Origin of the sequence: Archangium sp. (assembly GCF_036388035.1) — a bacterium.
GTDB lineage: Bacteria > Myxococcota > Myxococcia > Myxococcales > Myxococcaceae > Archangium.
In genome coordinates this window covers 1-13089 of the sequence record NZ_DASVSO010000052.1, presented here as the reverse complement: position 1 = coordinate 13089, position 13089 = coordinate 1, and the positions used below count along the sequence as shown (strand labels likewise).

Here is a 13089-nt window from a genome sequence, read left to right as displayed (position 1 = left end):
AGGGGCTCGGCTCCGCAGCGCAGCTCCTCCAGGGCCGTGCGCTCCTGGGGGGTGAGTCGCTCCCTCAGCACGTCTCCCTCCACCTGCACCAGCCACTGCTCCGCCCGCGCGAGCGCGCTGTCCACCGACTCCGCCCGCAGGTAGCCCTGCTGCAGCTCGGGGAAGACCTCCAGGCCGCGCTCGTCCAGGGCCTGGAGGATGCGCGTGGCGATGGCCTTCGACTCGTCCTCGCTCTGCTGGCTCGACTCGATGTCCTTCACCATCGCCACCGCTTGCGCCACCTCCTCCTGGGTGGTGGCGAACCTCAGCGCCATCGGCGGCAGCAGCGTGGTGACGTCCAGGGTGCGCTCGTTGCGCGCCAGCAGCTTGTCGAAGTACGCGATGGGGTCCTGGTTCACCTTCAGCAGCGCGTCCATCTGGTCGCGCACTGGCCTGTACGTGTTGATGACGCCCTCGTACGTGGTGCGGGCCTCGTCGTAGCGCCGCAGCTCGAGCTGCAGGTGGCCTTGGAGGACGCGGGCGTCGGGGGCGATGGGGGACTCGGGCGCCACCAGCAGGAGGATGTCCGTGGCGTTCTTCGCCTTCTCGGGGTCCCCCTTCTTCACGTGGACCCAGGCGATTTCATAGAGCGAGTCCACGAAGGACTCGCTCTCGCGCGGAAGCTCCGCGTAGCGGTCGAGCGCCTCGTCATAGCGCCCCAGCTCGTAGAGCAGCCGCCCCAGCGAGAGGCTCGCCAGCTCCTTGAGCCGCTGGAGCTCCGGCTCCGTCGACGTGTCGGTGGCGAGGGGGCGGAAGCGCTCCACGGCGCCCGCGTAGTCGCCCTCCTGCACGGAGAGCACACCGAGGAAGTACGCGCTCTGCTTCTGGAAGCGTCCCCCCGCCGTGGCGGCCAGCGGCTTGAAGGCCGCGCGGGCCCGCTCGCGCCGCTCGGCGTCGGGCAGGTCCGTTCGCTTGAAGAGCCACTTGGCGTAGACGTACTCGAGCTCCGGCGGCATCTGCCCGCCCGACAGGCGCCGCGCCCGCTCGATGTTCTCGTCCAGGCCCGTGAACTGGTTGAGCCGGCCGGCGATCTCCAGGTAGCGCACCAGCGCGTCCCGGTAGCGGCGCGTGTCGGAGTGGGCGAGCAGCTCGCGCAGGTACAGCCGCGCCCCCACGTAGTTCTGCTGCTGGTAGAGCGAGTCCGACAGGTAGAAGAGCGCTTCCGGATAGCGCGCGTGAGAGCGGAACCTCGGGTCGCTCACCAGGTCATAGAAGAGCACCGACGCGTTGGCCCAATCGCCCAGCAGGTATTGGATCTCCCCGTCGGAGAAGCGCCGCAGCAGGCCCTCCTCGTCACCGGGCTCGGGGCGCTCGGTGTACTGCGTCTCGACGAAGCGCAGGTTCTCCTCGGCCGCGTTGAGCTGCCCGGACACCTGATCCAACCGCGCGGACAGCTCGCGCGAGGAGGGGCGGGGGGACGTCTCCTCGGCACGCGCGGGTCCGCTGGCCACCAGGAGGGCCGCCGCGAGCACCAGGGCGTGGAGGCGCGACGTGCTCACGTGCGACTCCTACTTCGTCTCGGCGGGGGCGGTGGCGTTCGGGGGCGGTGGGGTGGCACCGGGCGCGGGCTGCTTCTTGCCCGAGTCGCGCGACGACTCGATGTCGTAGCGCACCGCCGGGCGATCCTGCAGGTCCGTGGTCAGCCCGCCCTTCTCGAACCCCACCACGCGCACGCTCGTCACCTTCCCCGGCTCCGCGTTGAAGGTGTAGCTGGACTGCACCTTGAACCGGTAGCCCTCGAGGTAGCTGAACACCCCGTAGCCATGGCCCCGGTAGACGAGCCGCACGGCCACCTGGTGCTGGCCCGGTACGATGCGGCCGTTGAAGATCTCGAACTCCTGGCGCTTGAGCTCCTCGCTCTCCTCCGAGCGGGTGTAGATGGGCGCGCCGTCCAGCGCGTACGCCACCGACTCCAGCACGAACGAGTCGCCCATCTCGTTACGGTGGAAGAGCACCGCGCGCGAGCCCGTGGACAGGTCCCCGCCCAGCACCGTCTCCTGCAGGAGCTGCAGGCGCGCCTTGGAGCGGAAGATCTTCTCCTTGAGGTCGACGACCTGCTCCTCCAGCGTCCTCACCCGGGTGTTGAAGGCCTCCTCGGCCGTCTTGGCGGACGTCGCGGCGGGCGCGGTCTCGGGCTTCGAGGACGCGGGCGCGGAAACGACAGCGGGCCCCTGCGCGAACGCGGGAGCCCACGGGCCCATGCCGATCAGGGCCAGGAGACGGAGGGTGGCGGGAGTGAAGCGCAAGCGGCGACCTCGTCTGCGGGCGGACCGGAGGGACCGCCCTGCGTCCTAGCCGCCCTTCTTCAACTCCGTCAACACGAGCTTGGCCACGGCCTTGAGCGTGTCGAACACGCCCACGCCCGTGGGAGCCACCGCCTGGTACTCGGGGATGTTCCGCGGGTTGAGCATCTTGTTCATCTCCTCCATCGTCACCGCGTTGGGGAGATCGCGCTTGTTGTACTGGAGCACGGCGGGGATCTTGTTCAGATCGTAGCCCTGCTCGGCGAGGTTGACGCGGAGGTTCTCGAACGACTCCATGTTCGCCTCCATGCGCTCGACCTGGCTGTCGGCCACGAAGACCACGCCGTCCACACCCTTGAGGATGAGCTTGCGGCTGGCGTCGTAGAAGACCTGACCGGGCACCGTGTACAGGTGGAAGCGCGTCTTGAAGCCGCGGATCTCACCGAGCGACAGCGGCAGGAAGTCGAAGAAGAGCGTGCGATCCGTCTCGGTGGAGAGCGAGATGAGCTTGCCCTTCGTATCCGCGGCGGTCTTGTTGTAGATGTACTGCAGGTTCGTCGTCTTCCCGCACAACCCGGGACCGTAGTAGACGATCTTGCAGTTGATTTCGCGAGACGAGTAGTTGATGAAGGACATGGCTTCCCGGGTTACTCGCTGAAGAGGTTGTCGATATCGTCGTCGGAAATCTCGGCGAACGGCGACCCAGCCCCGGGACCATCCGTCTTCTTGACCAGGCTCTCGAAGATCTTGGTGAGCTCGTCACTGGCCTTCTTGATGCGCAGGCGCACCAGGCCGAGGCTCGTGCGGTTGTCGAAGATGACAACCAGCACCACCCGGCTCCCGACGATGGTCATGTAGAGCGAGTCCTTGGCCCCCTCGTGGAATTGATGGGGGAACTCGTTCTCGCCAATCAACTTCGCGAGACCGCCCATCGCCGCCACGTTACCGGCCGTCAGCGAGGCCAGTGAGGTGGTGTCGATGTTCTGCGTCTGTCCCGCGGAAGAGATGAGCTGCCCGTTCTTGTCGACGAGGAACACCACCTTCGCGTTCGCGTCCTTGGTCAGCCGGTCGCAAACCGCGTTGATTTTGGTGAACTCCTCTTCATACATCACCAGTTGCGTGCCCATGGGCGTTTACGCTCCTAAGCGTTCGCTCGACCTGTACTTCCGCGGCCCCCGAGTGTTCCCCGTAGGTTTCCGGAATGAATTTCGGAGGTTAGGTGCGGCGCTCCCGACCGGCAGAGCTTTAGCAAAGCCCTTCCACCCCGGCAAGAAGCCACCTCACGGACTGGTGCCATGTGCTCCCGGGGCTGGCGTCCAGGCACGACCCCGAGTCGGTTGCCTGCCCACATCCCGTGTGTGGGACGGCGTGAGGGGCTGGAGAGGGGGATTGCGCTCATGGGGAGGCCGCGAAAGGGCCGGGTGCTTCCTGTTTTGAGGGGACTTGGCCGGCTCCCACTATACTCCGGCCGTGCTGGTCCATCCTCGCCACTTTTTTCACCTCCTCCTACTTGTGCTCACCTGGGGACTGCCGATCACCGCCTCGGCCCAGGGGGGCTCGGAGCGGGTCGCGCTGCGGCTGCGCTACGGGCTGGCCTTCCGGAACGGGGCCCAGGAGGCGGGGCCGACGCTGTCCTACGGGGGCATGACGCCCAATGACGTGGCGCTCGGGGCCACCGTGTTCGGCGAGCGCTGGTGGGGCGCGTGGCTCAGCGTGCAGCGCGAGGGCTTCAGTCTCTCGAAGGAGGAGGAGGTCGTCACCCGTGGTGGCCTGCTGCGGGCCTCGGTGGGGCCGGCGGCCCGGTTCTGGTTGGGGCCGGTGCGCGCCGAGCTGAGCGCCGGCTACGGCTTCGCGCAGCTCCCGACGTTCTCCGGCGCGGCGCAGCCACAGCTCGTCCCCGTGGCGCGCCATGCCGCGCTGGTGGGGGGCCGCGTCCTCGTGCCGCTGCCCTGGCGGCGCCTGCGCGTGGAGGTGCGAGGGGAGGTGCCCGTGGCGATCGGCACCTCGTCCAGTGGCTTCGCGGCCGGGGCCGCGCTGCTGCTGCCGGTGGTGCGCCGGGGCGAGTGGGGCGGCTCCGTGGTGCTGGACTACCAATATGTGCGCGACAGCCTGACGACCGCCGCCGGTGTGGCGTCCCGGCAGGACATCAGCCGCGCGGGACTGGCCTTCGAGCTCGCCTACGGGCGGGAGGCCTCCGACCGGTCCGAGCTGGGCGAGCTGGTGCTCGAGGTGGTGGACGCGGAGGCCGGGACGGCGCTGCCCGGCGCCCAGGTGGTGCTGACGGCGGGCGGGGTGGCGCAGGCGCCGCGCGGCGTGGGGGCGGACGGGCGGTTGACGGACCGGGTGCCCCCGGGGGAGGTACTCGCCCGCGTGAGCGTGGAGGGCTACGAGCCCGCGGAAGGTCGCATCTCGGTGACGGCGGGGGGGCGAGCGGAGCTGGTGGTCCGGGCGCGCCAGACGCCCCAGCTGGGCTCCCTGCGGGTGAGCGTGCTGGATGCGCGCAGTGGGACGCCCCTGGCGGGTGCGACCGTCACCGTGGGCTCCACCGAGGTCCTCACCGATGCGACGGGCGCGGTGCGTCTGGAGGGACTGCCGCCGGGTCCGTTGGAAGTCAAAATATCCGCCGAGGGCTTCCGCGTCGAGCAGGAGGCCGTGGTCATCCTCGCCGGGACGGAGACGCCCCTGCCGGTGTCGCTCGCGTCCGCGAAACAGGGAGCGCTTGCCACCTTGTCTGGTCAGGTGCGGAGCATCCGTCAGGGCAAGCCCCTCCAGGCCTCGCTCGTCATCCCCGAGGCGAAGATCCGCCGGAAGACGGACCCCCGGGGGACTTTCCAGGTCCAGCTCAAGCAGGGTAGGTATCGTCTTATCTTCTCGGCTCCCGGGCACCTTTCCCAAACCAAGGTCGTCACCGTGCACGACGGCGAGCAGGCCATCTTCAACGTCGATCTCTTCCCCAAGTCCCGGTGAGCCCCCTGCGTCCCCTCTGGTTGTCCTCGCTCTGCCTGCTGCTGGCCACCGCCTGTGGAGAGGAAGAGTCATTGCCTGCCGCGCCTGTTCCCGCCGCCCCCGCGGTGGTGAAGGAGGCGGTGGTGGATGCGGGCGTGGCGCCGCTCGCGCAGCTCGTGACGGTGACGGGCCAGGCGCGGCTCGAGCGCGGAGGGAAGCAGGAGCCCGCGGCCCGGGGCCCGCTGTGGCGCGGGGACGCGGTGGAGACGGGCGAGGACGGCGGCGTGACGGTGCGCTTCGCCGATGGGCGCACGGTGGAGGTGGGGCCGGATGCGCGCTTCGTCCTCGGCGAGGACGCGAGCGGCGTGGTGCTGGAGGTGGCCAGGGGCCTCGTGCTGTCGCGGGTGCCCGCGTCCGGCACTCAGGAGCAGGCGGGCCCGGCGGTGCAGCTCACCATCCTCACGCCCTTCGGCCTCACCCGCGTGGGCGCGAGCGAGAGCGAAGTGCAGGTGGGCGTGGGCGAGGACGAGGGGCAGGTGGAAGTGCTCCTGGGCTCCGTGGAGGTGGTGTCGAAGAACGGGCAGTCGGTGCGGGCCTCTCAGGGGCAGGCCGTCTCGGTGAAGGCCGAGGGCGTGACGACGCGCGTGCTGGAGCTGGCGCCCGTCGAGGTGACGGTGCACGCCGCGACGGGCCGCACGGAGTGGCGCGAGAAGGGCAGTGCCCGGTGGCGCGTGGTGGACCGGAAGGGCGAGGCGCTCAAGGCCGGAGATGCCGTGCGCGTGCGCCAGGGCACGGCGCTGCTGAAGCTGGAGGGCTCGGAGTCCTCGCTCTCGCTCACGGGGGGCGAGCTGGTGGTGGAGGGCGTGTCCCAGGCCGGCTCGACGGACGAGGCCCGGGTGGATCTGCTCAAGGGCGAGCTGGGGCTGACGCTGGCCCCGGGTCGCTCCAGCCGCGTGGTGCTGCCGGGACTCTCGCTGGAGAGCAAGGGCGCCGCCCGGCTCGACGTGCGGCGCACGGAGGACGGCTTCACCGTGGCCTCGCGCGCCGGAGACGTGACGCTGGTGCGCGGCGAGGCCCGTGAGCCCCTGCGCGCGGGCCAGCGTGCCACCGTGGAGGGCGAGGCCGCCGCGCAGGTGGAGGCGTTGGCGCGGGCGCCGCTCGGGTTGTCCGCGGTGCCGGGCCAGCAGGTGTTCCTGCGGCGCGCGGCGGAGGTGGCCCTCACGTGGGAGGAGCCGGGCGAGGTGCGGGTGGAGGTGGCCTCGGACGCCGACTTCCAGCGGACGGTGTTGGAGGGCGTGGCCCGCGGCGGCTTCGTCAACGTGACGGCCCCCGCGCGGGGCTCGCTGCACTGGCGGGTGCGGCGGATGGATGGCTCGGAGGTGGCCCAGGGCAGTGCGTCCTTCGGGCCCGAGCGCTCCTCCCAGGGCGAGCTGGACCAGCTGCGCAACCGCGTCCCCGAGGGCCCGGAGAAGACGACCATCTTCTTCCAGGACAAGCCCCCGGCCGTCACCTTCACCTGCCAGGCGGAGCCGGGTGCGGCCTCCTACAAGGTGGCGGTGTACCGGCAGGGGGCGCTCGGCAAGCCCGTGGCGGAGCGGTCCGCCACCGCGGCGCAGGTGCCGCTGGAGGCGGGCGTCCTCGACGAGGGCCACTTCCTCTGGTCCATCACCCCGCTGGCGCCCAATGGGCGGCCGCTGCGGGGCGGGCGGATGAACAAGCTGGAGCTCGTCTTCGACAACTCCGTGCCCACGCTCGTGGTCAGCGCTCCCCGCGAGGGTCAGCGCACGGGCCCTCGGGTGCGCGTGGCCGGGGTGGCCCCGGTGGGCTCGCAGCTCTTCGTGAACGGGCAGCCGCTGTCGCTCGACTCGAAACACCGGTTCAATACCTGGGTGGCTCCCTCGGGACAGCCGCCCCTTCTCGTATTCAAGCTGTCCAAAGCAGGTGCGCCGGACGTGTACACGGTGCGCACCTTGAAGTGAGGTACTGGGAATGACGACTCCTCAAGCCCAAGCAGAACCCGGAGGTACCTCCGGTGCGCAGCCGACGGCCTACGGCCAGTACGTGCTGGTGCGCAAGCTGGCCGAGGGCGGCATGGCGGAGATCTTCCTCGCCAAGCGGCTCGGCGCGGACGGCTTCGAGCGCAACGTCGTCATCAAGCGGATGCTGCCCCACCTGACGGGCCTGCCGGACTTCGTGGAGATGTTCCGCGACGAGGCGCGACTGGCGGCGCGGCTGAACCACCCCAACGTGGTGAAGATCGAGGATCTGGGCTTCACCGAGGGCTGCTACTACATCTGCATGGAGTACCTGCCGGGGGAGGACTTCTCCACCACGGTGCGCACGGCGAGCCACCGGGGCGAGTACGTGCCGGTGCCCCTGGTGATGCGCGTCCTCGCCGACGCGGCGCGCGGGCTGCACTTCGCCCACGACTTCGCCGACGAGTCGGGCAAGCCGCTGAACATCGTCCACCGCGACATCTCGCCCTCCAACCTGTACGTGACGTACGACGGGCAGGTGAAGGTGCTGGACTTCGGCATCGCCAAGGCCGAGTCGCGCCTGGCCCACACGCGCACCGGCGTGGTGAAGGGCAAGTACGTCTACATGGCGCCGGAGCAGGCCAAGGGCGCCGCGGTGGACCGGCGCGCGGATGTCTTCTCGCTGGGCGTGAGTCTCTACGAGGCGCTCACCCACGTGCGGCCCTTCGCCCGGGACAACGACCTGGCGGTGCTCAATGCGCTGCTGGCGGGCGACTACCAGCCGCCGCGGGCGCTGCGGCCGGACCTGACCCTGGAGCTGGAGTCGGTGGTGCTCAAGGCGATGGCCTTCGACCCCGACCAGCGCTACGCCACCGCCGCCGAGTTCGCCAACGACCTGGAGAGCCTCCTGGCGATGGAGTCTCCGTCGCCGACGAGCGCCACGCTCGCCGCGTACCTGCGCCAGAGCTTCGGCGAGGAGCGCTACACGCAGAAGACGCGCATCCCCACGCTCTCGAGGTTGAGCCAGTCCGGGATTCCCGTGGTGGTGACGGGCGCGGGCTCCTCTCCGCTGCTCCCCATGGCCACGGCCACGCGCGCCGCCGCCACCGAGGGGCGGACGAGCGTCGTTCCCTCGCCGTCCGGGACGGGCATCCCGACGGTCCCGGCGCCGTCGCGGCGGGGACTCGTCCTCGGCGTCGTGGCGGGCTGCCTGGTGCTGGCGGGTGGGGCCTTCGTCGTGGGGCGCAAGCTCGGGACGACTCCCGAGGCCGTGGCCCCGCCGACGTCGCCTCCCGTGGTCGCGGTCGCTCCGCCGCCGTCGAATCCCACGCCTGAGCCGAGCACCGTGGCGCCACAAGGCACGTCACCGGGCACCGAGGCCGCGGGAGCCGTGGCGCCGGGTGCCGTCGCCGAGGCGGCCCAGGTTCCTCCGCCCGCACAGCAGGACGTGGCCTCCACCCCGGAGGCCGTGGCCCCGCCCGAGGCGCAGCTCGAACCGACGCCCGGGGTGAAGGAGCCGGTGCGCACGACGAAGGCGCGCGTCACATTGGAGGCGGGTGACATCCAGCGCGTGGTGTCGCGCAGCCGGGCGCGCATCATGACGTGCTTCGAGCAGTTCAAGCGCGACCTGCCCGCGGACCAGGGCGAGGTGCAGGTGCGCTTCACCATCTACTCCTCGGGACGGCCGGATGCGTCCACCCAAGGGCCGCTGGCGACGCAGCCCGTGGGCAAGTGCCTGGAGAAGCAGGTGGAGCGCCTGCGCTTCCCCGCGCACAAGGACAAGGAAGTGACGGTGGTGCTGCCCTTCGGCTACCGCGTCACGCGGTAGCCGGGAGGCTCACAGCTCGCGCCGGGCGCTGAGCGCCTTGGCCAGCGTGGCCTGGTCGGCGTACTCGAGGTCGCCGCCCATGGGCAGGCCCTGGGCGATGCGGCTGACGCGGATGCCCATGGGCTTGAGCAGGCGCGTCAGGTAGAGCGCGGTGGCCTCGCCCTCCACGTCCGGGTTGGTGGCGAGGATGATCTCCTCCACGTGGCCGTCGCCGAGCCGGGTGAGCAGCTCCTTGATGCGGAGCTGCTCCGGGCCCACGCCGTCCAGCGGAGAGAGCACCCCGTGCAGGACGTGATAGCGCCCCTTGAACTCGCGGGTGCGCTCCAGTGCCAGCAGGTCCGCGTACGTCTCCACCACGCACAGCACGCGCTCGTCGCGCTTGTTGTCCCGGCAGAAGCCGCACAGGTCCGTGTCGGTGAGGGAGAAGCAGCGGGTGCAGAAGTGCACCCGCTCCTTCACCTCGCGGATGGCCTGGGACAGGTCCGAGGCGTACTCGCTCGGAGCGCGGAGGATGTGGAACGCCAGCCGCTGCGCGGTCTTCTCCCCAATACCCGGGAGCTTCGCGAGCTGGGCGACCAGGCGGTTGAGCGGATCAGGAGTCATTCGGTATCAAGTAATACCGGGGATCTTCACTCCGCCCGAGATCTTGCCGAGCTCGCGCTGCATCTTCTCACGGCTGCTCGCCAGGGCAGCGTTGACGCCGGCGGTGACGAGGTCCTCGAGCATGCCCAGGTCGTTGGGGTCGACGAGCGACTTGTCGATCTTGATGCTCTTGATCTCCTGGACGCAGTTGGCGACCACGGTGACGCGGCCGTCGCCGGCCTGGGCCTCGACGGTCTCCTCGGCCAGCTCCTTCTTGCGCTGCTCGATCTTCTCCGTGAGCTTGTTGGCCTGACGGATGAAGTAGTTCAGGTCGATGCCGGGCATGTGCTTCCTCGTAGGGCGTGCGAGCGGGCATCGGGGACCGCTCGATGAAGTGCGAAGCGCGCACCCTAGCGTCGGGCGAGCCGGTTGTCAGGGGCTCTCGTCAGGAGTGTCGTTCGTCGGGGCGGCCACCGGGCGCGCCGGCTGGTCGTACACCTGGATGTGTTCGATTTCGCCCCCCAGGAACTTGAGCGTGGCGCGGATGGACGGGTGACTGCGGACCCGACCCTCGGTGCTCTTCTCGTAGGCGGTGCGCTCCTGGGCGTCCTGCTGGGCGATGCTGATGAGGCCCGCATCGGGACTGGTGTCGCCCTCGGCCGCGTCCTGGACGAGGAGCTTCGTCGGACGACCGAAGTGCTCGGCGAGGGCCTTCTCGATGGCGGGGCGCCCATTGCCAGCCACCATGAGCTTGTGGAAGCCGTCCTTGGGCAGATAGGCGACCGCCACCTCGCCCTCCCGAATCCAAAGGAGGCGACCGTTGGCGAGCGACTGGGCGTGCCGGGCGGAGGCGACCCGCACGGTCTCCACCACCGCGCGCCACCGCTCCTGGAGGGGACGCCGGGGGTTGTCGCGTCCCGAGGGGGCCATGATGGGGGCCGCGGCGCGCGAGGCGTGGTGGACGTCGAAGGGCCGGACGGAGTCGGCTTCTGGCTCCGGCTCGGCGAGAGGGACGGGCGGCACGTCCGGGAGACACTCGCCCGAAGCACAGCCATCGGCCGGGCCCTCCTCGTCGAAGAGGCGCTCGTCGGGGTCCTGGGCGGCGGGCGGTGGCGTCGGCAGGCGCACGTTCGTCACACGCACGACGGGCGGCGCGGGAGCGGGAGCTCCCTGGGAGGCCACGAAGGGACGGGCTGTCGGGGCAGCCTCGGGCCTCGGCGGGCCCGCCATGGGCGCGGAGACGCGGTTGACCTCGGCCCGGACGGGCTGTGGGCCGCCCGGGGAGGGGGCACGGTTGGCCTCCCATGGACGTGAGGGGGCCACAGCGGCCGTGGGGGGCACGGCGGGCTCGGGCGCGCGAGGCGCGGGGGGAGGGCGGACGGGCTCGGGCGGACGCTCAGTGGGAGCGAAAGTTCGCCGGACCGGGGCGACCTCCAGGCGCCCCGGCAGCTACCTTGCGAGCCTCATCGGAACCCAGGCCCGCGGCGAGGCGGTCCACCCGGGCGATGAGGTCCGGAATGGCACCGACGGGCGAGAGCTGGATGGCCTTGAGCAGCGCCATCTCGAGCGCCAGCCGGGGCTGGGCCGCGCGCGACACGTCCCACACGCAGCCGTGCACCACGTCGAAGAGCCGCGAGATTTGGGCCGGGTCCGCGTCCTTCGCCAGCGCGACGAGCGCCGTGCGCTCGGACTCGGCGAGCTCCGCGGGGGCCTCGCCCAGCGTCTTGGCCACGAAGAGGTGGCGGAGCTGCAACGCCAGCTCCTCGGTGAGCCGCTTGAGGTCCACGCCGCGGTTGAAGACCTCCTCCACGCGCTCCAGGACGCGCCGGGCGTCCTTGCGCACGAGCGCCTCGGCGAAGTCCTGCACCACGGTGCGGTCGATGGCGCCCAGCGCATCGGCCACCTCCTCGTCCTTGGGCTCGGGGCCGCAGGCGGAGAAGAGCTGGTCCAGGAGGCTGAGCGCGTCGCGCATGCCGCCCTCGGACTGGCGCACCACCATGGAGAGCGCCCGCTCGGAGATGGCCACCTTCTCCTGCTCGCAGATGTACTTGAGGCGCTTGAGCATCACCGCCGCGGAGATGCGGCGGAAGTTGTGGCGCTGGCAGCGCGAGAGGATGGTGTCCGGGAGCTTGTGGGCCTCGGTGGTGGCGAAGATGAACTTCACGTGCCCGGGCGGCTCCTCCAGCGTCTTCAGGAGCGCGTTGAACGCCGCCCCCGAGAGCATGTGGACCTCGTCGATGATGTAGATCTTGTGCCGGTCGCGCTGCGGCAGGTACTTGGCGTTCTCGCGAATCTCGCGGACGTTCTCCACGCCGTTGTTGGAGGCACCGTCGATCTCCGCCACGTCCACCGAGGTGCCCGCGGCGATCTCCAGGCAGGCCTGGCACTTGCCACAGGGCTCGGGGGTGGGGCCGTGCTCGCAGTTGAGCGCCTTGGCGAGCAGGCGGGCGGCGGTGGTCTTACCGACGCCTCGCGGGCCGCAGAACAGGTAGGCGTGCGCCACCCGGTTCATCTTGATGGCGTTGGCGACCGTCCGGACCACGTGCTCCTGGCCGGTCATGTCGTCGAAGGTCTGCGGGCGCCATTTACGGGCGAGGACGAGGTAGCTCATGGGGGGCGCGAATCTAAACACGGAGAACACGTGGGCGCACGGTTTCCATGCGCCTGCTCTACTTTTCAAGTCACGCCCGGGCATCCAGGAATGGGACGGCCGGAGTCGGGTCCTTCACTCCGCGTCCGAGCCGGTGCTGGGCGGGCGGACAGCCGCACCACGGCTTGCGCTTCCACGAGAGGACGGAGAGAGTCGCGCGGCCCTTCGATGACCGCTCTCGCGCCCGTCCCCGCTCCGCCGCCGCCCGCCGTCTCCGTCCCCGAGCCCCGCCTCGTTGTGGCACCTCGGAGGTGGCCGCTCGTGCTGCTGCTGGGCGGGGTGGGGCTGCTGCCCGCGATCATCGCGGTGGCGCAGTTGGGCCGCATCCACCCGGATGAGGTGTACCAGCTGCTCGAGCCCGCGTGGTTCCGCGCACATGGCTACGGGGTGCTGGCGTGGGAGTGGCGCGTGGGCCTGCGCAACTGGGCCGCGCCGGGAGTGGCCGCGGGGTTGCTGAGGCTGGCGGACCTGCTGGGCCTCTCGCACCCGGTGGCCTACCGGGCGCTGCTCGCCGTGCCCCAGGCGGCACTGCACGGGTGGATGCTGTGGGCCGCCTACCGCTTCGCCGAGCGCCGTGCCGGACGCGCGGGGGGCCTCTTCGCGCTCCTCGCCGTGGGCCTCTACGGACCGGTGCTCGTCTTCGCGGGCCGGACGCTGGGCGAGTCCCTGTCCACCGCCTTCCTGGTGGTGGCCCTGGAGGCGCTGGACCGCACCGAGCGCCCGACGCGGGCGGGCCTGGTGGGCGGGCTGGCACTGGGGCTGGCGGTGGTGGTGCGCTACGGCTCGGCGGTGATGGTGCTGGCGGCGCTCCTCTGGCTGGTGGCG

At 70.8% G+C, this 13089-nt stretch carries 11 protein-coding genes and 1 pseudogene; 4 read left to right on the top strand and 8 right to left on the bottom strand.

The window, feature by feature from the left end; genetic code table 11:
* The 4 genes from VF697_RS02410 to mglB form a co-directional block, all read right to left on the bottom strand.
* A partial coding sequence (locus VF697_RS02410) for a tetratricopeptide repeat protein (protein ID WP_331091836.1) occupies positions 1–1538 on the bottom strand: 1538 nt, incomplete at its 3' end.
* A gap of 9 nt (positions 1539–1547) precedes the next feature.
* Positions 1548–2240: a dihydrolipoamide acetyltransferase gene (locus tag VF697_RS02405; RefSeq protein ID WP_331091837.1), complete on the bottom strand. Its 693-nt coding sequence runs from the start codon at positions 2238–2240 to the stop codon at positions 1548–1550.
* Positions 2241–2330: 90 nt separating this feature from the next.
* On the bottom strand, positions 2331–2918 hold the full coding sequence (gene mglA / locus VF697_RS02400; RefSeq protein ID WP_331091835.1) for a gliding-motility regulator Ras-like GTPase MglA: 588 nt from the start codon (positions 2916–2918) through the stop codon (positions 2331–2333).
* A gap of 11 nt (positions 2919–2929) precedes the next feature.
* Positions 2930–3409, bottom strand: coding sequence for a gliding-motility regulator GTPase-activating protein MglB (mglB, locus tag VF697_RS02395; protein WP_047856129.1), 480 nt, complete (start codon positions 3407–3409; stop codon positions 2930–2932).
* A 385-nt stretch (positions 3410–3794) separates the two neighbouring features.
* Between mglB and VF697_RS02390 the strand changes: the two genes are divergently transcribed.
* The 3 genes from VF697_RS02390 to VF697_RS02380 are packed head-to-tail and all read left to right on the top strand — an operon-like array spanning position 3795 to position 9032.
* Positions 3795–5249: an MSCRAMM family protein gene (locus VF697_RS02390; RefSeq protein ID WP_331091834.1), complete on the top strand. Its 1455-nt coding sequence runs from the start codon at positions 3795–3797 to the stop codon at positions 5247–5249.
* The gene (locus VF697_RS02385) at positions 5246–7207 is read left to right on the top strand and encodes a hypothetical protein (RefSeq protein WP_331091833.1); all 1962 of its coding nucleotides are present in this window, start codon (positions 5246–5248) and stop codon (positions 7205–7207) included. The genes VF697_RS02390 and VF697_RS02385 overlap by 4 nt, the downstream gene beginning before the upstream one ends.
* A 10-nt stretch (positions 7208–7217) precedes the next feature.
* Positions 7218–9032, top strand: a complete 1815-nt coding sequence (locus tag VF697_RS02380) for a protein kinase domain-containing protein (RefSeq protein WP_331091832.1) — start codon at positions 7218–7220, stop codon at positions 9030–9032.
* A 9-nt stretch (positions 9033–9041) separates the two neighbouring features.
* On the opposite strand, the gene recR is transcribed toward VF697_RS02380, so the two are convergent.
* The 4 genes from recR to dnaX all read right to left on the bottom strand — a co-directional run bounded on the left by recR (position 9042) and on the right by dnaX (position 12225).
* Positions 9042–9635, bottom strand: a complete 594-nt coding sequence (gene recR / locus VF697_RS02375) for a recombination mediator RecR (protein ID WP_331091831.1) — start codon at positions 9633–9635, stop codon at positions 9042–9044.
* Positions 9636–9641: 6 nt separating this feature from the next.
* Positions 9642–9959, bottom strand: a complete 318-nt coding sequence (locus VF697_RS02370; RefSeq protein ID WP_047856133.1) for a YbaB/EbfC family nucleoid-associated protein — start codon at positions 9957–9959, stop codon at positions 9642–9644.
* Positions 9960–10046: 87 nt separating this feature from the next.
* The gene (locus VF697_RS02365) at positions 10047–10796 is read right to left on the bottom strand and encodes a DNA polymerase III subunit gamma/tau (protein WP_331091830.1); all 750 of its coding nucleotides are present in this window, start codon (positions 10794–10796) and stop codon (positions 10047–10049) included.
* Between the two features lie 214 nt (positions 10797–11010).
* Positions 11011–12225, bottom strand: coding sequence for a DNA polymerase III subunit gamma/tau (gene dnaX / locus VF697_RS02360; RefSeq protein WP_331091829.1), 1215 nt, complete (start codon positions 12223–12225; stop codon positions 11011–11013).
* Positions 12226–12432: 207 nt separating this feature from the next.
* On the opposite strand from dnaX, the pseudogene VF697_RS02355 reads away from it, so the two are divergent.
* Positions 12433–13089, top strand: a pseudogene (locus tag VF697_RS02355) (mannosyltransferase); the annotation flags it as partial.